We start from the raw sequence: 19326 nt of genomic DNA, 5'->3' as shown, positions 1-19326 counted from the left end.
TCTACTTGAGCGTCAGGAACCGCTGCGCCAGCGACGCCAGCAGTACCGCGAGCAGCGGCAGCGAGAACCAGAAGCTGCCCTGCAGCCACCGCAGTTGACGCACCCCTGGCCGGACCGCGACCCGGAGCACCTCGCGTGCCGTCAGCAGCAGGATCAGTGCCACGGCGGCCAGACCGCCGACCACCGACCACGGCGTCCAGGTGATCCGCGGCCCGATCGGCCCCGGATCCGGTTGCTCCACCGCGCCCGCCGGCTGCGTCCGCAGCGCGTACATGGTCACGTCGTCGTTGACCAGGACCTGCGTCAGATCCTGCCGGCCGTCCAGGTTCCGGATCAGCCGGCTCTCCCAGGCCGCCGAATAGCCGGCATCCATCTGGAGATAGGTGATCTGACTCCTGTTGATCATCAGATACGAGTTCGGGCCCGCGTCCTTGAGTGCCTTGACCAGGCCCGACACCAGCACCGGGTCGGTCGGCGCCGGCGTCGGCACATAGTCGACCCGCTCCATGTCCTTCGCGCCCCACGGCATCGCCGGGGTCACGTCGTTGACCGTGTCGTTGCTCAGCCACAGCAGCCGTACGGTCGGCTTGTCATGGGCGTAGACATAGTCCATCGCGGCGACCTCGCCGGGCCGGACCCGCTCGAAGGGCTCGTTTCCCCAACGGGCCACCAGGAAGCCGCCCATGAGCAGCAGACCCGCCATCAGCGCGGCCACCGGGGCCAGGCTGACCCGGTCCTTCTCGCGCTCCTTCGCCGTGGCGCCGGTCCGCGGGAACAGGGCGAGAGCCGCCAGCAGGGCCGCGCCCGGCAGGGCGAACATAAAGACCCGCAGAGCCATTTCGCCGCCGTACGACTGCATGCCGAAGCCCAGGAACGGGACGAAGGTCAGGACCGGCAGGGAACGCTCGCGGTACTTGTGGAAGCGGCGGCGCCACCAGCCCCAGACGGCGAAGGCCATCATGCCCCCAGCCAGCAGGACCCGGACGTACAGGACCAGCTTGTGGGTCGAACTGCCGCCCTGGATACGGCCGGAGACCGAGGTCGAGACATTGCTGCCGACCCCGCCGACCCCACCGAACAGGTCGTTGAAGTGACCGGACCAGTACGGCTCGGCCATGAACCCCAGCCAGACGGCCGCGACCACCCCGAACAGGACGGGCAGACCGCGCAGTTCGGACCTGCCGGCCAGGACCAGGGCCGCCAGCACGCCCAGCATCACGAACGGCGTCAGCTGGTGTGCCGGGACGGTCGCCGCGTACAGGCTGATCAACACCAGGAGCAGCACGGCCTGTTGACGGCGGTCGGTCGGCTCGACCTCCGCCTCGCCGGGGCGGTACCTCGTCCAGATGACGTGCGGGGCGCGGAACCAGACGAGCAGGACCGCCACGAAGACCAGATACAGCAGATACGTGAAACCCTGCGGGGAGAAGTAGTCTTGGCCGACCCAGCCGCACAGCACGAAGATCCAGATGCCGGTCCACTTCGCCCGCCAGCTCGCCCGCAGCGACCGTACGAGCAGGAACATCGGTGCCAGATAGGCGAGTTGGACGAAGGTCGGCCACCAGCGGATGACCTCGGTGAAGTCCGAGACCCCGCAGGCCCTGCCGATGAAGGCCGCCGCCGCGAAGAAGCCCGGCCAGCTCCAGCGGGCGTCCAGATCGGGCACGGCCGACCCGGTGCGGTCGATGTAGTCGATGAACCCGAGGTGCTGCCAGGCCGTCGGGAACCGCGGCTCCGTCTCGATCACGGCGGGCAGCGCATGGAGCGATACCACCGTCGCCAGCAGGGTGACCAGGAGCAGCGCCTTGTGCTCGCGGCGCAGCCACAGCAGCGCGGCGAACACCGTGACCAGCAGCGCCGCCCCGACCAGCGTCGGCAGCGGCAGCACCGAGACCAGCCCGAGCCCGCCCATCCGGTCCAGGCCGGCGTCGTCGAGCCGGGCGGCCGGCACCCAGTAGAGCAGGAGGGCGGCGATCAGGAGACAGCCGAGGACGACCCCCGGGCGGGTGGGGACCAGCCGCTCCCGCAAGGAGCGCGCGGGCTCCTCCGGAGGCTCGGCCGGCATCACGTCTTCCCCCGGTACCACCGCCTCCCCGAACGGCGCGTCGACCTCCGCCTCCGGCAGCAGCGAGGCCTCGGCCGGTCCCAGCGAGGCCTCCGAGCCGGGCTCCCTCTCCTCCACCGGCAGCCCCGGGTTCCGCGGTGGCCGCAGCGCCCAGGTGGGCAGGTCGTCCGGGCGGGCAACGGGCGTACCCGTGGGCGGGGTTCCCGGCCCCGGACGGACGTCCGGCCGCCGCTCCAGATGGTCGAAGTCCACATGGACGCCGAGGGCGAGCGTGTCGGTGTCCAGCGCCCAGGCCGGACCCCGCTTGTGCGGTGCGGCGGCGGACGGGACCTCGCGGGCCCCCAGGTCGGCGAGGTCTCCGTCCGGTGCCGCGTCCTCGGGGACCTCGGCCGGGGCCGCCCGGAGCGTCCTCCACAGCCGGGGCGCCGCGATCGTCACGACCACCGCGAGGCTGGAGATCTCGGCCACGCCCGCGCCGGTCAGCCCCATCCGGGGCAGGAGCAGCAGGGTCAGTCCGAGCACCAGCGCGCACAACAGGCCCTGCATCCAGGCCAGTCCGGCGGTACGGCTCTGTGCGCGCAGCACCGCGAAGTACGTCTCCATCACGACCCTGAGCAGCGCGCCGACCGCGAACCAGCGCAGCAGCGGGGTCGCCGCGTCCGCGTAGCCCGTGCCGAACACGCCCAGGATCCAGGGCGCGCCGAAGAAGAGCAGCGAGCAGATGGGGATCATGATCCGGGCCATCCGCTTCAGCGCGGCCCGGGTGTTGGCGGCCAGCCGGGCCGGGTCGTGCGAGCCCTCGACGGTCAGCGAGGCGCCCATGTTGATGGCGAGCAGGTTGGTGGTGCCGCCGATGGTGGTGGTGATGTAGAAGTACGCATTGTCCTCGGAGCTGACCTGGGAGGCGATGATCACCGGGACCAGGTAGACCACGGCGAGGGAGAACAGCGAACCGGTGTAGTCGCCGGCCAGGAACCTGCCGATCTCCTTCAGCGTGGGCGGCTTGGCGTGCTCCTCGGTCGCCTTGACGCGCCGGGGCACCAGGCGCCGGAACACCAGCCAGCCGAGCGGGATCACCGAGGTGGCGATGGCGGCGACCCAGGAGACGAAGACACCGGCCGTCGGGATCGCCACGGACAGCGCGACCAGCAGCCCCAGCTTGACCGCCGAGAACATGGTGTTGCCCACCGGCACCCAGGGCGCGTTGCGCAGGCCGGTCAGCACCCCGTCCTGGAGCGTGAGCAGGTTCCAGGCGACGACCGCCACCACGAACCCGAGCCCGTTGAGCGGCCCGTGCAGGAAGCGGTACGACGGCCCCCACACGTCCAGCGTCAGCAGGAACACGCCGGCCGCCAGCGCCACGATCAGCGAACTGCCCGCGTAGGTACGGAGGATGAGCCGCCCGGTGGCCTTGCCCGCCACCGGGATGAAGCGGGCCAGGGCGCCGGTCAGGGTCACCGCGGTCAGGCCCGCGAGGAGCTTCATCGCGGCGATCGCGGCGGAGCCCTGACCGACCGCCGACTCGGAGTAGTAGCGGGCCGCCGCCAGCCAGAAGCCCAGGCCCAGTACGGCGGAGATGCCGGTGTTGAGCATCAGCGCGTAGGCGTTCCGGAAGAGCGGGCTGCCTCCGGACGAACTGCCCCTGCCCGGCAGGCGAAGGCGGCGCCCCGACTGCTCGGGCGCCGCTGTGCCGTTGGTCGCGGCCTCGGTTGTGGTGGTCGTCGTGTCAGACACGGGAACGGATGGCCTTCCGGCGGACCTGGCGGGCTCTGCGGAGAACGGCGTAACCCTTGGTGAGGGCACGGTCCCTGGCGAAGTTGCGGGCGATCGCGCGGCCTTCGAGCAACCGTACGAACTCCGCGGTGTCCGTGCTACGGCGTACGGTGACGCGGCGCAGCGCGTACGGACCCTGACGGCGGCGGGCGAGGCCGTTCTCGACGGCGAGTGCCTGGGCGAATCCGGACGCCCGCACGGCCTGCCGGACCCGGCGGCTGGAGTAGCCGTACGGATACGCGAACGAGGCGGGTGCGGAACCCAGTTGCTCGGCGACGATCTTCCGGCAGCCCACCAGCTCCGCGCGCAGCCGCTCGTCGTCCAGCTGGTCGAGCTGCGGATGGGTGTGGCTGTGCCCGCCGATCTCGCAGCCGGCGTCGGCGAGTTCGCGCACCTGGTCCCAGTCGAGCATGGCGTCCAGGCCGCCCCCGGTGGCGTACGGGCCCTCGATCCAGCCCGTCGAGACGAACAGGGTGGACACGAAACCCTGCTTGGCGAGGACGGGGAGGGCGTGCCGGTGCACGCCCTCGTAGCCGTCGTCGAAGGTGATCAGGACGGGGCGGTCGGGGAGCGGGCCGCCCGAGCGCCAACTCGCGGCGAGGTCAGCCGTGTTGAGGGGGGTCAGGCCCATCTCGGCGATGAGTGCCATCTGCTCGGCGAAGGCCTCCGGCGCCACCGACAGTGCGCGGGTGGCCTCGTTCGGCGCGGTCGCGACCGAGTGGTACATGAGGATCGGCACCGGCGCCTCAGCCATGGGACACCCCCTCGGTCTCGACGACGGTGAAGGTCGCCCCGCCCCGCCGGGCCCGCACACTCCCCACCACATAGCCGCCCGCGGCCGTCAGCACCCCGGTGACGATCGCCCCGGCCCGGCCGGCGCCCCCCGGCCGGCCCAGCAGCGCGTCCCGCAGGCCGCGAGCGACCCCAGCGGGCAGCACACGGGCGGTGTACCGGCGTTCGGACTCAAGTCCCTTGCCGGCGCCCACACTCCGGGCGACCAGGGCCTTGGAGAGGCCCTCGGCGTAGGCGCGGATGCGGAAGTAGCCGAAGTGCTCGCGGGCTTCCGGCACCCGATGGTGGATCACCGCGCGGTCGTCGATGAGCAGCACCGCGTCCGGGCGGGCCCGGGTGAGCCGGATGCACAGCTCCGTCTCCTCGCAGCCCAGCGGACGCTTGTCGCCGTCCCGGCCGATGCCGGTGGCGAAGCCACCTGCCGCGTCGAAGGCCGTACGCCGGAAGGAAGCGTTTCCGCCGAGTACGTTCCGGACCCGGACGCGGCCGGGCGGCAGGCCCTTGTAGGTGCAGCCGACCACCCAGTCGAACTCCTCCGGGAACCAGTCCGGGCGGCGCCCCGAGGCCCAGACGGGCAGGGTCCGGCCGCCGACCGCCATCACCCTCGGGTCGGCGTATCCCTCGGCGAAGCGGCGCAGCCAGTCCCGTTCGGCCACGGCGTCGTCGTCGAGGAAGGCGACCACCTCGCCGTAGGAGCAGGCGATGCCGGTGTTGCGGCCCGCGGACAGGCCGCGGGGGCCCGCGTTGGCGAGCACCCGGACGGAGGCGCTGTTTGCGGACTCCTTGTACTCCTTCGTGAGCCGTTCCAGGAGCTCCGGGTTGTGGTCGACGACCAGCAGGGTCTCCAGCGCCGGAAACGACTGTGCGCGCACCGAGGAGACCGCCGCGAGGATGTCCTCCCAGCGCTCCTCGGTGTACACGCAGATCACGACGGAGATGCCGGGATCGCTCAAGACGACTCTCCCCGTCCCGTGACGAGCATCGGGGAGTGCCGCACCCGCCGGCGCAGGGCACGCCGGTTGGAGCGCTCCCCGAGGATCACCTTGAGGACCCGGAACCCGTCCCGCACGGCGCGCAGATTGCTGGTGCCGTGGATGCGCAGGTACTCGTAGCTGGGGATCTCCTGCACCTTCAGGCCCGCCTTGACCACCCGGATGTTGATCAGGGTCTCGATCTCGAAGCCGGTGCAGTCGAGGTCGATCTTGTCGAGGCAGTGCCGCCAGAACGCGTTGTAGCCATAGCAGAGGTCGGTGTAGCGGGCGCCGAACTTGCGGTTGACGATCGTGCACAGCGCCCAGTTGCCGAGCTTGCGGATGAAGGTCATGTCGTCGGTGCCGCCGCCGTTGGCGAAGCGCGAGCCCTTGGCGAAGTCGGCGCCCGAGACCAGCGCGGAGACGTACGACACGATCTCGTGGCCGTCGGCCGAGCCGTCCGCGTCCACCATGACGATGATGTCGCCGGTGCACGCCTCGAACCCGGTGATCAGGGCATCCCCCTTGCCCTTGCCGCTCTGTTCGACGACTTTCACGCCGGGCCACAACTCCCGGGCCACTTCCACGGTGTCGTCGGTGGAATTTCCGTCCACGAGGACCACTTCGTGTATCCAGCCGGGAAGTGTCTTGAAGACGTAGGGGAGATTCTCCGCCTCATTCATCGCGGGGATCACCACGCTCACCGGTGGTGTGATCGCCAGGTGAGAGGAGATCGGTCGGTATTCGGCCGCCATTAACGGATCTTGGTCCGAGGTCGGCGGGCGCAGAACAGAACTCATGAGTCTTGTCCCTCTCGTCCGGTGGACCACCCGCCCCTGGGGCGGCCCGCTTCTGTGTCCGGTTCGAAAGGGGGGTTCTCACCAGTGGCACGGAAAATGGATCTCCGTATCCGCAGGTGAGCTGGCAAAGCTGGCCGGTCTGCCGGAAAACGGCAGCCGGTCGCGCGGCACGGCTCGGAAACGACAGTAATCACACTCGAAACGACGGTGGTCATTGCGGTCACCGAGCACGGCACCCCCCTACCGCGCCCCGCTCCGGAACGTCGCGGTCCTGAGCCCTCCCCTTGAGCCGCTTGGTGACGATCCGATGCGGGTGAGATGTATGACGGTATTGATGATTGAACCAGTATGGCAAGGCCTGGAACTGGGCCTCACGTTTTTGTTGGTTTGGCCGTTACGCAACTTTGGCCGAGTTTGTTCTTCAACTCGAACGGATTTTCCCGGTCCGTCGGAGAATTCGTTCCACTGGTCGCAGCCGTACCAGCAGAAGCAGGAGAATGCTGATCCCGGTCACGGCGATGATTCCGCCGCGCCAGGACCAGTGGTGCGTGGCGAGCATCCCCTGGGCGATCAGCATGTCCAGGGCGACGGCGCCCGCCAGTGCGGTGAGCGTCCGGGCGAACGGATCGAGCCCGCGCAGCGCCAGGCCGATCGCCACGGCCGGCGCGGCGAGCAGGAAGAAGAGCGTGAACGGCACGCGCGGTGGCGAGCCCGAGCCGGTCAGTGCGAGCAGCGCGCCGGTCCCGGCGACGGCTGTCGCGGCGCCCGCGAGCAGCGGCCCCAGGTCCCTCCCCGGTCCTGGCCGTGCCCGGTCGTCACCCTCTGGCGATGGTGTCTTGAGCCGTATGGTCTGCATGGCCGACTTTGCCCCCCAAGGCGCCGGATGCCGGGCTTCAATGTCGCGCAGGAGAACGGGGGGCGTCAAGCGGGTCTCCGGACAAGACCGTTCCCCGGAGACGCCTGGTGCCTCCGGGGAACAAGTCGTTGGACTTCCTTTACGACACGCGCTTCAGGAGCTTGTTCGGCGAGCCGGTGCGCACGCCGGTGAGCACGTTGGACGTGGCTCCGTTGACCAGAGCCGTGGCGACCTGGGACGGGGTGGCCGAGGTGTGGCCCGCGAGGTACACGGCGGCCGCGCCCGCCACGTGCGGGGTGGCCATCGAGGTGCCCGACAGGGTGGCGGTGGCGGTGTCGCTGGTGTTGTAGCCCGCGGTGATGGATGAGCCGGGCGCGAAGATGTCCAGGACCGAGCCGTAGTTGGAGTAGCTGGCCCGGGCGTCGGAGCTGGTGGTGGCGCCGACGGTGATCGCGGTCGCGACCCGGGCCGGGGAGTACGAGGAGGCGTTGGCGTTGCTGTTGCCCGCCGCGATCGCGTAGGTCACCCCACTGGCTATGGAGTTGGAGACCGCGGTGTCGAGCGAGGTGGAGGCCGAGCCGCCGAGCGACATGTTGGCGACCGCCGGGGTGGTGTGGTTCGAGGTCACCCAGTCGATGCCCGCGATCACGCCGGCGGTGGTGCCCGAGCCGTTGTTGTCCAGCACCCGCACCGCCACGATCTTGGCCTTCTTGGCGACGCCGTACGTCGAGCCCGCTATGGTCGTCGCCACATGGGTGCCGTGGCCGTTGCCTTCGGAGGCGATGGTGTCGCCGTCGACCGCGTCGTAGCCGTAGGAGGCACGGCCGCTGATCTGGGTGTGGGTGATGCGCACACCGGTGTCGACGACATAGGCGGTCACCCCACTGCCCGCGGTGGCCGGGTAGGTGTAGGTGCCGGACAGCGGAAGGCTCGTCTGGTCGATGCGGTCCAGGCCCCAGGGGGGCGCTGGACCGCCTGATGTCAGACGGACCGTCTGGTCCTGCGCGACCGCGGTCACCGCCAGGTCGGCGGCTAGTCTCACGGCCAGGATTGCCGAGAGCTTGGCCGATTGACGCCCTCGCCAGCCCAAGGGCTGGAGATTTCAGTCCGTACCGCTTCGCGGTACCACCACGGGTTCCTGCTTCACAGGCCCTTGCCGGTCTCCGGGGAGATCGGTCTTACACGGGCCTCCACAGGTGTCACTTCCCGCCCGTCCGGCGGTAGGTCCGCCAACTGCGCTGTCGGACAAGTCGACTTTAGTAGCGGTTCTGCGCCCCTCCGGGCTGCCGGGACGAGGATGTCCGTTGCTCCATCCTGAAGAGTGGAGCAACGGACAGGAGTTCGATGGCAGCCCTTAGTGGCTATGTGAGGCGGCGCGCGTCCGGGTCCGGCGCGCGCAGGTGTGGGGGTGTGCGCACGGCTTCGCGCACACGGCCCGGGAGTGTCGCGTTCCGCTCGGGGGCCGAGTAAAGAATCGGTTTTCCGCAGGCAAAGGGCAGGGAGTTGACGACGCGTCAGACACCTGTCATGGACACGTAATCAAGCACGCCGGGAACGCACAGGATCGGTCCGGTTAGGGCTGGTTGAGGGTCTGAAAAGTTTTGGCATGAACACTTCCCGTCAACACGCGTAGTTGGTACGACAGTTGTGGCAGAGATCCTGCTAAAGGGAGGTTCCATGAGACGTTCCCGAATTACGGCATACGTGACTTCGCTCCTCCTCGCCACCGGCCTCACTCTCGCCGGTGCCGCAACGGAGGCGCAGGCCGCGTCCGGGGGTTATGTGGCGCTCGGCGACTCGTACTCGTCAGGCGTCGGCGCCGGCAGCTACATCAGCTCAAGCGGCAGCTGCGACCGCAGCACGAACGCCTACCCCTACCTGTGGAACGCCGCCCACAGTCCGTCCTCGTTCTCGTTCCTCGCCTGCTCGGGCGCCACCACGGGCGACGTGCTCTCCGGTCAGCTCGGCTCGCTCAGCTCCTCGACCGCCCTGGTCTCCATCACCATCGGCGGCAACGACGCGGGCTTCGCCGATGTCATGACGACCTGTGTGACCAGCTCCGACAGCACCTGTCTGTCCCGGATCAACACCGCGAAGGCCTACGTCGACTCGCCGCTCCCCGGCAAGCTCGACAACGTCTACAACGCGATCAGCGCCAAGGCCCCCAACGCCAGGGTCGTCGTCATCGGTTACCCCCGCTTCTACAAGCTGGGCACCACCTGCCTCGGCCTCTCCGAGACCAAGCGCTCCGCGATCAACAACGCCGCCGACTACATCGACGCCGCGATCGCCAAGCGCGCCGCCGACCACGGCTTCGTCTTCGGCGACGTCCGCTCCACGTTCTCCGGCCACGAGATCTGCTCCGGCAGCTCCTGGCTGCACAGCGTCAACTGGCTGGACATCGGCGTGTCGTACCACCCCACCGCGGCCGGCCAGTCCGGCGGCTATCTGCCGGTCCTGACCAACAACGCGTGAGGCCGTAGTACGTCAGTGCGCTTCACCAGGCTTCGGCACGAGTGAGTACGAGTCAGTACGAGCTTGAAGGTGAAGGCGAAGAGGAGGCCCCGCCGGTCGGGGTCTCCGTCGTCTCGGTACAGGTCACCGAGAACGGCACCGAGTTGGACGTGGTCGTCACCGGGCTGCGTACCTCGACGGCGATCGTGTCGTTCAGCGTCCCGCGGTCGGACCAGGTCGTCACGGTCACCCTGGTCTGCCGGGTCTTCCCGCCGCCGTCCGGGAAGGACAGCGTCTTCCACCCCTGGTCGTCGAGCGACCCGTTCTTCAACACCCACCGGTACTGCACCTCCGTGGGCACGCTCCCGACCGTGAACGTCGCCGTGAAGGCGGGCGCCTGCGCCGTCGACGGCGGACAGGTCCCCGAGTAGTCGGTGCGGGACCCGGCCACGCTGACCTTCACACTCTGCGCCGGCGCGCTGCTGCTCGCGGACGGCGACGGCGACGGCGACCCGGACTCGGCGCCACGGCTCGGGCTGGGCGCCGGGGAGTCGAGGTTGCCGGCCGACTGGCTCGCGCCGGTGTTGCCGCCGTTCCCGCCACCGTCGCCACGGTTGAGCAGGACGTACGTCAGCCCGCCCAGCGCCAGGACGACCAGCACCAGGCAGACGAGCAGCAGCACCCCGGCGCTGCGGGAGCGGTCGCGGTCGACAGCGGGCGGTTGGGTGGCTGTGGGGATGGGCGTGGGCAACGGTGGTGTGGGGAAGGGAGGCTGAGGATGGCGGACGGCCCGGGTCGGGGCGTCGTACGGCGCCGGAATCGGAATGGTGGCCGCTGTATGGGGCGTGCCCCCGGCCGCGACCGACCGCAGGTCCCGCTCGGCCTGTTCGGCCGGCAGCCGGTCGGCCGGGTCCTTGCGCAGCAGTCCCTCGATGACGGGGGCGAGCGGCCCGGCCCGGTACGGCGGCGGCAACTCCTCGTCCACCACGGCACGCAGAGTGCTCAGCGGGGTGTCCTGCCGGAACGGGGAGGTGCCCTCCACCGCCGCGTACAGCAGCACACCGAGCGACCACAGATCGGACTCCGGGCCCAACGCCCGCCCCAACGCCCGCTCCGGGGCGAGGAACTCGGGTGAGCCGATCACCTCGCCGGTCATGGTCAGCGCCGAGCTGCCCTCGACGGTGGCGATCCCGAAGTCGGTGAGCACCACCCGTCCGTCGTTCGACAGCAGCACGTTGGCCGGCTTCACGTCCCGGTGCAGCACCCCGGCGGCATGCGCGGCCCGCAGCGCGGACAGCACCTCGGCGCCGATGCCGGCGGCCCGCTGCGGGGACATCGGGCCCTCCGCGTCCAGCACGTCGGCGAGGGACACCCCCCGGACCAACTCCATGACGATCCAGGGCCGTCCGCCCTCCATCGCCACGTCGTATACCGTCACCACATTGCGGTTCGCGACCCGGGCCGCGGCCCAGGCCTCGCGCTCCAGACGGGCGTACATCCGCTCGACGTCGGGGCCGGGCAACCCGGCCGGGGCCCGCACCTCCTTGACGGCGACCTCACGGCCGAGCACCTCGTCCCGGGCCCGCCACACGGTGCCCATGCCGCCCTCGCCCAGCGGGGACACCAGTCGGTAGCGGCCCGCGATCACTCGCTCACGGCCCGGCTCTTCGGTCACGGGTGCCCCCCCACGGCAGCTCGCGCGAACTCATCACAAACGTAACTCAGCCCAGCGCGGACGCGGCCCCCTTGAGCACCAATCCGGTGCCCAGGGCCACGACCACGAGCGCCGAGGCGAGCGGGGTGGTCCTGCGGACCAGCGTGACCACGGGGTGGGTGGTCCAGCGAGGGCGTTTGTCCAGCGCCCGGGTCATTCCCGTACCCAGCCTGACGACGGCGAACCCGGCGGCGGTCAGCGTCAGGGCGAGACCGACGCCGTAGGCGACGACGAGAAGCAGCCCGAACCAGGCCTGCCCGAGGGCGGCGGCAGCGACGAGCACCACGACGGCGGAGGGGCTGGGGACGAGGCCGCCGGCGAAGCCGAGGAGGATGGTGCCGCGGAGAGTGGGGGCCGTGGGGTGGGTGTGGGTGTGGCCGCCATGGGTGTGGGTGTGTAGATGGTCCTGCGCGTGATCGTGGTCGTGCGCACGATCGTGGTCTGGCCCATGACCGTGATCGTGGGTGGGCCCGCCGCTGTGTGCCGTGCCGACAAGGGCCAGTTGGCGTTCCTCGGTCTCCGCGTGGCTGTGCCCGTGGTGCCGATGCTGGTGGACCCTGTTCCGCCAAGCCCTTCGCGACAGGCTCAGGCCCGCGAGCAGCACCAGGGCGCCGCTCGCGATGCCCAGCCATGCGATCACCGACGGGGTGGCCGCCGAGCCTGCTGTGACCAGTACGCCCAGGGCCACCACGCCCAGCGTGTGGGTGACCGTGACGGACGCGGCCAGGGGGAGGACGTCGCGGAGGCGGGCGCGGCCGCCGCGGGCCGCCGCCGTCGCGGCCATGAGGGTCTTGCCGTGGCCGGGTGCGAGCGCGTGCATCGCGCCGAGGCCCATCGCGATGAACAGCGCGAGCGCCGCGAAACCGACGGTGAGGTGGTTGCGGGCGACCAGGTCGGTGAGGGCCTGGGTCCAGCGGTCGACGCCCCGGGGGAGGATCGCGGCGCCCGGGGCGTCCTGCCGTTCCTCGGTGAGGGCCGGGCCGCCCGGCCGGATGTGCACGGCGGCGGTCGCGATGTCCGCGGGGGAGGAGAGCAGGTCCTTCGGGTAGCTGGTGAGTTCATGGGAGACGGACGTCTTCGGTACGTCCGTCCTCGTCAGCGTCATCCGGTCCCCGCGCGCGGTGATCTCGCGCCAGCCTGGACCGGTGGTGGTGCCCGCGCCGTGGAAGGTGAGGGCGGCCGTGGTGCCCTTGGGGAGGGACGCGGTGAAGCGGCACTCGACGCGCAGGGTGTTCAACCCGGCCTGACCGGGGCGCATTTCGGCCTGGCTCGACCCGACAGTCAGGGGCGTCGCCTCGCCGTCGATGGTGAGCCTGCTGCCGCCGGCCGCGGTCGCGCAGCGCTGCTCGGCCCACTCGGCCGTGCCCAGCCGCTTCAAATCGGGCTTGGCCTGGGTCGCCGGGATCTCGGCCAGGTCCTCTACGTGGTCGACACGGAGCTGTCCGGGGGCGGCGACGAGACCGTCGTACCGGTTGACGGTGAAGTTGCCGAGCGGGTGGGCGCTCGCGGCCGTGGCCGGGAGGAGCGTGAGGCCGCAGGCCATGACGAAGAGGGCTGCGGTGCGGCGGAGGTTCACTTCGGGGCCTCCAGCGCCTCACGGGCCGCGCGGGCACCCAGCGGGGAGAAGCCGGGGTTGAGCTTGAGGGCCTTGGTGAGGGCGGCCCGGCCGGCTGCCTTGTCGCCTTCGGCCAGTTCGATCACGCCCATGTGGTAGATGAAGGAGGCGTTGCGGTAGCCGGTGGCGGTGGCCCGGCGGGCGTACGGCAGTGCCTCCTTGTCCTTGCCGTTGACGTGCAGCGCCCAGGCCAGCGCGTCCGCCGTGTGCATGGTGTGGCGGCGGGCCCACTCGGCACGGGCGGCGCGCAGGGCGGCGGCCTTGTCGCCGTGGTCGGCGGCGGCGAGCGCGGTGTCGAGGTCGGCGTTGACACCGTTGGCGCGGGCGAGCGCGATCCAGGCCTCGACCAGGGCGTACTGGTCCTCGGCCTTCGCCCCGTCGCCCTTGACACCCCGGTCCTCGTACAACTCACCGAGCTCGACGAGCGGTTGGGGCAGCGGATAGCGGGAGACGACCAGTTCCATGCCCTTGACGGCGGCGGCCCGGTCGCCGTTCGCCGCCTGGGCGCGGGCCCGGCCCTCCAGCGCCGGGAGGTAGTTCTCGTCGGCGGCCAGGGCGCGGGTGTAGTGGTCGAGCGCGCTCTTGTAGTCGCCCTGGTTCCAGGCGAGTTGACCGAGCTGCCCGGCCACGTAGGCGATGTCACCCTTCGAGGTCGCGGCGGACAGCGCCTGTCGCAGCACGCGCTGCGCGGACTTCACGTCACCCCGCAGCTCCCGCACATAGGCGTACCGCGTGAACACCGGTACGCCCGGCTTGCGTTGGTCGGCCAGGTCGGCCGCCGTCGCCGCCTCGTCGTAGCGGCCGAGTTCGACCAGGGCGTCGACACGGGAGGACAGGGCGCGTTCGCTGTACGGGTTCTGCTTGAGGGCCTGGTCCGCGTAGGTGAGCGCTTTCTCGAACTGGTGCCGGGCGGCGGCGAGCGCGGCCTCGCCGGCCAGCGCCTGGTCGTTGTCCGGGGTGATCCGGAGCGCGCGTTCGAGAGCCTTCTCGGCCTGCGGGTAGCGGGACGGATCGCCCTTGGTGCGCGCCTGCTCGACATAGGCGAGGCCCAGGGTGGCCCAGCCGTCGGAGTCCTTCGGCTGGGTGCGGAGATGGGCCTGAAGGGAGGCGATGCTCGTCTCGAGATCCCCTGCCGCGAGCAGCGCCGGTGACACGGCGCTCGACGAGGCCATCGGCGTACCGCGGTCCCGGGCCGCCCCGAAGGCGATCGCTCCGCCGGTCAGCGCGATGGCCAACAGCACGGCGGAACCGGCGAGTCGGGCGCGCCGCCAGTTCCGGCCCGCGGCGGCGAAGCGGCGCAGGGCGGTGACCCGCTCGTCGTCCTTCGGCTCGGTGGGCTGCTTGTCGTTCGTACCCGGGGCCATGCCCTCTCCTAGTGGCTGTCGCATGGGTGGCGCGGCCCGCGCCGTGGGGGATTGGGCGGGTGCGGGCCGCGCCGGTCAATGGGGGCGCATTCGGCGCACGTCAAGGGGCGCGGGGAACTGCCTGATCAGCCACTGCCGATCCGCGGTCGCCCGGCTGCCCCGGACACACCGCCGCTCAGTACGGCCGTTGCATCCGACGGCGCCACCAGCCGAACGCCGTCCCGATCAGCAGCACACCCGCCGCACCCGCGGCCGCGGACCCGGCGATCAGCGTCGTGTTGTTACCCTCGGAGCCGGCCAGGGCGTCACCCAGCGCGCTCTTCGTGCTGCTCCCGGCGGCCGTGCCCTTGGCGAGCGCACCGCGCGAACCTGCCGTCGGCTCGGCCACGTACGGGAAGTACTTCTCGAAGCCCTTGTCGTTCTTGTCGACCGCGTCGCCCAGGTCGTTCTTGGAACCGACCAGTTCGCCCTCGACGACCTGCAGCGCCTCGTCGATCACGTCGTCCGTGAGCCGGCGCCCGTTCGGGAAGCCGGCGTTGTCGCCGTCCAGGACACCGAGCCGCTTGGGCTGGGCCGTGGGCTTGATGGACGTGTTCAGGCGGAGCATCTCCGAAGGGGTCACGTACGACACCTGGTTGAGGCCCTTGACGCCCTTGAGGAACACGTCGACGAGGTCGTTGCGGGGCTCGGACGGCGCCTTGATGTTGTAGGTCTGCTGGATGAGCTTCGGCAGTTCCGGGTTGGTGACGTTCTTCAGGAACTGCCCGTCGTCCTTGGGCTGGGACGCGTTGAACTTGTCCTTGTCCTTCTGCGGGTTGACGACCTCGTTGACCAGCGGGTTGCCGAGACGCGAGACCTGCGAGTAGTAGCCCTGCGCGTTCCTGCGCCGGGTCGTCGCGTAGATGCCGACGACCGGCTGCTTCGACGACTCCTGGATCAGGTCGTTGGGCACCTGGAGGGCGATCGTGTTGACGTTGTAGCCCTTGAGGCTGTCCCGGCCGACCTCGCTGAGGTTGCCGCCGTACAGCAGGTCGAAGACGCGCAGGTCGGCGAAGAACGGGTCGTCGGCCTGGCCGGCGAAGGTCGCGCCACCGTTGGCCGTCTTGTAGACGGCCTGGGAACGCAGCTTCGCGTAGTCCGGCATCGACGCCTTGCCGACGTCCGACGGAGCCGCCGGGATGTCGTCGGCGATCTTCGTCTTGTACTGCTCATTCCCCTTCTTCAGCTTGATGAGGTCGATGTCGTACGACTGCGTGACGTTCAGGTCGGGGTCGGTCAGGTTGCTGACCACACCGGTGTTGTAGAGGAACGTCTTCTTGTTCTTGATCTGGGTGTGGAAGGTGTAGCGGAAGATCATGTCGTCGAGCGCGTCGCCGTTGTTGTCGACGTGGATGTCGTACTGGGCGTCGTCGGCGAACTGGTAGAAGTTCGGGCCGCCGGCCGGCTCCTCGAAGGGGATGTAGTCCGACACGATCGTCGTGGTGTCGGGCTTGTCCGGGCTGACGAAGGCGTACAGGTCGGTGTTGTCGTACTGCGGGGTCCCCGAGATGAGCGGGGCTTCCCGGTGGGAGGAGGCAGAGGCCGCTCCCGGTTCCAGCGCGGCGACGCCGGCGGCTGTGATCCCGCCGGTGGCCAGTGCCCCACAGACGAGCGAGACAAGGCCCTTGCGCCCCGCACCGCTCCTGGAGATTAGAGGTGTCATGCCGTCCGTCCCTGGGTCCCAACTTGCTTGACGGACGGGTATACGGAGCACGGGGGCCGTTCGGATTGGTCCGAAGGAAAAATTCTTTCCTTCCTGCTCGACCCGCGTTTTCGGCACTTGGATACGTACTTCTGCCGGAGGTGCGTCAGTTGCGAATGCCTGGTGTGGGAGGACGGCCCGGGTGCGGCCACAGAAGGGGGGACGGGGTGGAGGCGGACGAACTGCTGGTGCTCGTCGCGGCCGGCGACCAGAAGGCGTTCGAGGACCTCTACGGACTGGTGTCCGGTCCGGTGTTCGGTCTCGTACGACGGGTGGTCCGCGACCCCGCCCAGTCCGAGGAGGTGGCCCAGGAGGTGCTCCTCGAACTCTGGCGCTCCGCACCCAAGTTCGACCCCGGCCGGGGCAGCGCCCTGTCCTGGATCCTCACCCTCGCCCACCGCCGCGCCGTCGACCGGGTGCGCAGCGCCCGCGCGGCCGGCGAACGCGAACAGCGCGAGGCGCTGCGGGCGGGCGAACCCGCCTTCGACCAGGTCGCCGAGGAGGTGGAGGCCGGCCTGGAGCGCGAATGGGTACGCCGCTGTCTGGACCGCCTCACCGCCCTCCAGCGGCAGTCGGTCACCCTCGCCTACTACGACGGCTACACGTACCGTGAGGTCGCCGAGCGGCTCAAGCTGCCGCTGGGCACGGTCAAGACACGGATGCGCGACGGACTCACCCGGCTGCGCGACTGCCTGGGAGGTGCCGCGTGAGCCTGGTCCGCCGCCTGCTGCACCGCGAGGACCTGCACTCCCTGGCCACGCCCTACGCCCTGGACGCCCTGGAGCCCGGCGAGCGGCGCCGCTTCGAGAAGCACCTCGAGGACTGCGAGCGGTGCGCCACCGAGGTCCGGGTGCTGACCGAGGACGCGGTACGGCTGGCCTGGTCCGCGGCCGCCCCGCCGCCCCTCGCGATGCGCGACCGGGTACTGGCCGCCGTACGCGCCACCCCGCAGGAACCGGCCCCCGGCCGCGAGCGCGTCCCCAATCTGCCGCCGCATGTCTGGGGCGTGCAGCCCCCGCCGCCGCGCAGGCGGCCGCGCCCCCTGTTCGTGCCGTTCGCCACCGCCACCGCGGCCGCCGCGCTGGTCGTCGCCTCCCTCTTCGCCGTGCAGGCCGGCAGGACACAGGACCAGCTGGACGCCGAGCGGGCCCAGTCGCGTGAGATCGCCCACGTTCTGGCCGCGACCGACGCCCGTGCGACCAGCGGAAAGGACGCCCAGGGCCGCAGTATCGGAGCGGTGGCCTCCGCATCGGAGGGGCAGGCCGTCGTCACGCTCAGCGGATACGGCACCCTGTCGCAGGGGCGCGTGCACCAGCTCTGGCTCATGCGCCCCCATGCGCAACCGCGCTCCCTCGGGCTTTTCAAGGCCGACACGCCCTTGGTCGCCACGGGTCTCAACAGGTCCGCCACGTCACTCGCCGTGACCGTCGAGCCCGCGGGCGGCTCAGAGCAGCCCACCAGCCAGCCACTTGTCCAACTCGCCCTGAAATCGGTTGGATTCCGAGAGTGATCGAAGAGGGGTCGTCAACACCCTTGCGGGGAAAGGTGAATCCTGTGACCGCGATACACGAGTGCCCCATCGGGGCGATAGGGTTACCCTGCCCGGGCCGGGTGGACTCGTACGGGTGGGGAGTGACATGGAGCAGATAACACGCAGCAGGGCGAGGGTTCCTGCGATCACCTGCGGGAGCAGCGCGACCAGTTCGCGTCTCGACCGCCATCTGTCGGTACTGGCGGGTCCCGCCATACCGCAGCAGCAGGCGGTCGAGGCGACGTCGCTGATGCGTGAGCTGACCTCGCGTGAACCCGCGCAGCGCAGCGACCGGGGTGTGCGGGTCAGTCGCGTCTCCCTTTTCGCGCCACTGCGTCGGCTGCGCCGTTCGCTGTTCGGCGGCAACAAGCACTGACCGGCAGGCTCGCGCTCAGGCAGCCACACCGTCCCGGCGCAGCGCTGCTATCTCGGCGTCCGTCATCCCCACGGCACGCAGCAGCGCCTCGGTGTGCTGCCCGAGCGCGGGCACATCCCCCATCCGCGCCTCGTCCCCGCCCGGCAGCGTGATGGGCGGCAGCAGCGCAGGCAGCGGCCCGACCGGCGACCCCACTTCCCGCCACCGCTCCCGGGCCGCCAGCTGCGGATGCTCCGCCACCTCGTGCAGATCCCGCAGCCGCGCGCACGCGATGCCCGCGGCTTCGAGCCGGGCCACCGCCTCGTCGGCGTCGACCGTCTTGAGTGCCGTCCCGACCAGCTCATCGGTCCGCGCGCGGTTCGCCACCCGCGCCGCGTTCGTCGCGAACGCCGGATCCGTACCCAGCTCCGGCCGCCCGACGACCTGGTCGGCCAGCCGGCGCCACTCCCGGTCGTTCTGCACCGACAGCAGCACCCGGCCGCCGTCCGCGGTCGGATAGGCGTCGTACGGCGCGATCACCGCGTGCGCGAGACCGGTGCGCTCGGGCGGGGTCCCGCCGTGCAGGGTGTGATGCAGCGGATGCCCCAGCCACTCGGCCAGAGCGTCCAGCATCGACACCTCCACCGGCCCGCCCCGCCCGGTCGTCCCGCGCCGCACCAGCGCCGCGAGGACGCCCGAAAAGGCGTACATGGCCGCCGCGATGTCCGCCGCCGGGATCCCGGCCTTCACCGGCTGCTCCGGCGTCCCGGTCACCGACACCAGTCCGGCCTCGCACTGCACCAGCATGTCGTACGCACGTTTGCCGGCGTACGGCCCGGTCGCGCCGTATCCGGAGATGTCCACGGCGATCAGGCGGGGGTGCGCGGCGCACAGCGTGGCCGCGTCGAGACCGAGCCGGGCGGCGGCCCCGTGCGCGAGGTTCTGCACGAAGACGTCCGCGTCCGCGACGAGTCTTCTCACGACGTCCAGGCCGCGCGGGTCCTTCAGATCCAGCGCGATGGACTCCTTGCCCCGGTTGCACCAGACGAAGTGCGAGGCGAGCCCTTGGGCGGCGGTGTCGTAACCGCGCGCGAAGTCGCCGCCGTCGATCCGTTCGACCTTGACGACCCTTGCACCCAGATCAGCGAGCTGCCGGGTGGCAAAGGGGGCGGCCACGGCCTGCTCGACGGCGACGACGGTGATGCCCTCCAGGGGCAGCGGGAGACGGTCCATGGGCTGGATCATGTCCCGTGACCGGCGGTTCTGTCAGCAGCGCAGCTACCGCGGGTCGGCCG

The 19326-nt window shown here is 70.6% G+C and carries 14 protein-coding genes and 1 pseudogene; 4 read left to right on the top strand and 11 right to left on the bottom strand.

Annotation, left to right across the window (positions count from 1 at the left end):
- Position 1 precedes the first annotated feature (1 nt).
- The 6 genes and pseudogenes from ABZ396_RS13750 to ABZ396_RS13725 form a co-directional block, all read right to left on the bottom strand.
- A complete protein-coding gene (locus tag ABZ396_RS13750) occupies positions 2-3799 on the bottom strand; it encodes a lipopolysaccharide biosynthesis protein (RefSeq protein WP_358915521.1) in 3798 nt (1265 codons plus the stop codon).
- Positions 3792-4592: a polysaccharide deacetylase family protein gene (locus ABZ396_RS13745; RefSeq protein WP_358915519.1), complete on the bottom strand. Its 801-nt coding sequence runs from the start codon at positions 4590-4592 to the stop codon at positions 3792-3794. Before ABZ396_RS13745 ends, ABZ396_RS13750 begins: the two co-directional genes overlap by 8 nt.
- Positions 4585-5583 carry a glycosyltransferase family 2 protein gene (locus ABZ396_RS13740; protein WP_358915517.1) on the bottom strand — a complete coding sequence of 333 codons (999 nt, stop codon included), beginning with the start codon at positions 5581-5583 and terminating at the stop codon, positions 4585-4587. The genes ABZ396_RS13745 and ABZ396_RS13740 overlap by 8 nt, the downstream gene beginning before the upstream one ends.
- Positions 5580-6401: a glycosyltransferase family 2 protein gene (locus ABZ396_RS13735; protein WP_358915515.1), complete on the bottom strand. Its 822-nt coding sequence runs from the start codon at positions 6399-6401 to the stop codon at positions 5580-5582. Before ABZ396_RS13735 ends, ABZ396_RS13740 begins: the two co-directional genes overlap by 4 nt.
- A 421-nt stretch (positions 6402-6822) precedes the next feature.
- Positions 6823-7257 carry a hypothetical protein gene (locus tag ABZ396_RS13730; protein ID WP_358915513.1) on the bottom strand — a complete coding sequence of 145 codons (435 nt, stop codon included), beginning with the start codon at positions 7255-7257 and terminating at the stop codon, positions 6823-6825.
- A 139-nt stretch (positions 7258-7396) separates the two neighbouring features.
- Positions 7397-8326 (bottom strand): annotated as a pseudogene (locus tag ABZ396_RS13725) (S8 family peptidase); the annotation flags it as partial.
- A gap of 608 nt (positions 8327-8934) precedes the next feature.
- On the opposite strand from ABZ396_RS13725, the gene ABZ396_RS13720 reads away from it, so the two are divergent.
- Entirely contained in the window at positions 8935-9732 is a 798-nt protein-coding gene (locus ABZ396_RS13720) for an SGNH/GDSL hydrolase family protein (protein ID WP_358915511.1), read from the top strand.
- Positions 9733-9784: 52 nt separating this feature from the next.
- Here the strand turns inward: ABZ396_RS13720 and ABZ396_RS13715 are convergent, their stop codons facing one another.
- From ABZ396_RS13715 to ABZ396_RS13700, 4 genes are all read right to left on the bottom strand, one after another.
- Positions 9785-11386 (bottom strand): serine/threonine-protein kinase, encoded by a 1602-nt coding sequence (locus ABZ396_RS13715; protein ID WP_358915509.1) that lies wholly within the window; start codon positions 11384-11386, stop codon positions 9785-9787.
- A 46-nt stretch (positions 11387-11432) separates the two neighbouring features.
- A complete protein-coding gene (locus ABZ396_RS13710) occupies positions 11433-12968 on the bottom strand; it encodes a sulfite exporter TauE/SafE family protein (protein WP_358915587.1) in 1536 nt (511 codons plus the stop codon).
- Positions 12969-12997: 29 nt separating this feature from the next.
- Entirely contained in the window at positions 12998-14404 is a 1407-nt protein-coding gene (locus ABZ396_RS13705; protein WP_358915507.1) for a tetratricopeptide repeat protein, read from the bottom strand.
- A gap of 175 nt (positions 14405-14579) precedes the next feature.
- Complete coding sequence (locus tag ABZ396_RS13700) at positions 14580-16106, bottom strand: DUF4331 domain-containing protein (protein WP_358915505.1); 1527 nt, start codon at positions 16104-16106, stop codon at positions 14580-14582.
- A 206-nt stretch (positions 16107-16312) separates the two neighbouring features.
- Here ABZ396_RS13700 and ABZ396_RS13695 point away from each other — a divergent pair, with 206 nt between their 5' ends.
- The 3 genes from ABZ396_RS13695 (at position 16313) to ABZ396_RS13685 (ending at position 18052) form a co-directional block, all read left to right on the top strand.
- Positions 16313-16855, top strand: a complete 543-nt coding sequence (locus tag ABZ396_RS13695; protein ID WP_358915503.1) for a sigma-70 family RNA polymerase sigma factor — start codon at positions 16313-16315, stop codon at positions 16853-16855.
- Positions 16852-17655, top strand: a complete 804-nt coding sequence (locus ABZ396_RS13690; protein WP_358915501.1) for an anti-sigma factor — start codon at positions 16852-16854, stop codon at positions 17653-17655. Before ABZ396_RS13695 ends, ABZ396_RS13690 begins: the two co-directional genes overlap by 4 nt.
- A gap of 127 nt (positions 17656-17782) precedes the next feature.
- Positions 17783-18052 (top strand): hypothetical protein, encoded by a 270-nt coding sequence (locus tag ABZ396_RS13685; RefSeq protein WP_358915499.1) that lies wholly within the window; start codon positions 17783-17785, stop codon positions 18050-18052.
- A gap of 15 nt (positions 18053-18067) precedes the next feature.
- Here ABZ396_RS13685 and ABZ396_RS13680 read toward each other — a convergent pair whose 3' ends face one another.
- Positions 18068-19264 carry a CaiB/BaiF CoA-transferase family protein gene (locus ABZ396_RS13680; protein ID WP_358915497.1) on the bottom strand — a complete coding sequence of 399 codons (1197 nt, stop codon included), beginning with the start codon at positions 19262-19264 and terminating at the stop codon, positions 18068-18070.
- Between the last annotated feature and the right edge of the window lie 62 nt (positions 19265-19326).

This window comes from Streptomyces sp. NPDC005866 (assembly GCF_040629895.1).
In the GTDB taxonomy this organism is placed as follows: domain Bacteria; phylum Actinomycetota; class Actinomycetes; order Streptomycetales; family Streptomycetaceae; genus Streptomyces.
Note: the sequence above shows the minus strand (reverse complement) of the source record. Positions and strands in the feature narration are given on the sequence as shown.

Bases quoted from the DNA above. Each gene is read 5' to 3' on its own strand.
- ABZ396_RS13745 (WP_358915519.1), bottom strand. From the start codon at position 4,592: ATGGCTGAGGCGCCGGTGCCGATCCTCATGTACCACTCGGTCGCGACC.
- ABZ396_RS13735 (WP_358915515.1), bottom strand. From the start codon at position 6,401: ATGAGTTCTGTTCTGCGCCCGCCGACCTCGGACCAAGATCCGTTAATG.
- ABZ396_RS13730 (WP_358915513.1), bottom strand. From the start codon at position 7,257: ATGCAGACCATACGGCTCAAGACACCATCGCCAGAGGGTGACGACCGG.
- ABZ396_RS13720 (WP_358915511.1), top strand. From the start codon at position 8,935: ATGAGACGTTCCCGAATTACGGCATACGTGACTTCGCTCCTCCTCGCC.
- ABZ396_RS13710 (WP_358915587.1), bottom strand. From the start codon at position 12,968: ATGGCCTGCGGCCTCACGCTCCTCCCGGCCACGGCCGCGAGCGCCCAC.
- ABZ396_RS13705 (WP_358915507.1), bottom strand. From the start codon at position 14,404: ATGGCCCCGGGTACGAACGACAAGCAGCCCACCGAGCCGAAGGACGAC.
- ABZ396_RS13700 (WP_358915505.1), bottom strand. From the start codon at position 16,106: ATGACACCTCTAATCTCCAGGAGCGGTGCGGGGCGCAAGGGCCTTGTC.
- ABZ396_RS13685 (WP_358915499.1), top strand. From the start codon at position 17,783: ATGGAGCAGATAACACGCAGCAGGGCGAGGGTTCCTGCGATCACCTGC.
- ABZ396_RS13680 (WP_358915497.1), bottom strand. From the start codon at position 19,264: ATGGACCGTCTCCCGCTGCCCCTGGAGGGCATCACCGTCGTCGCCGTC.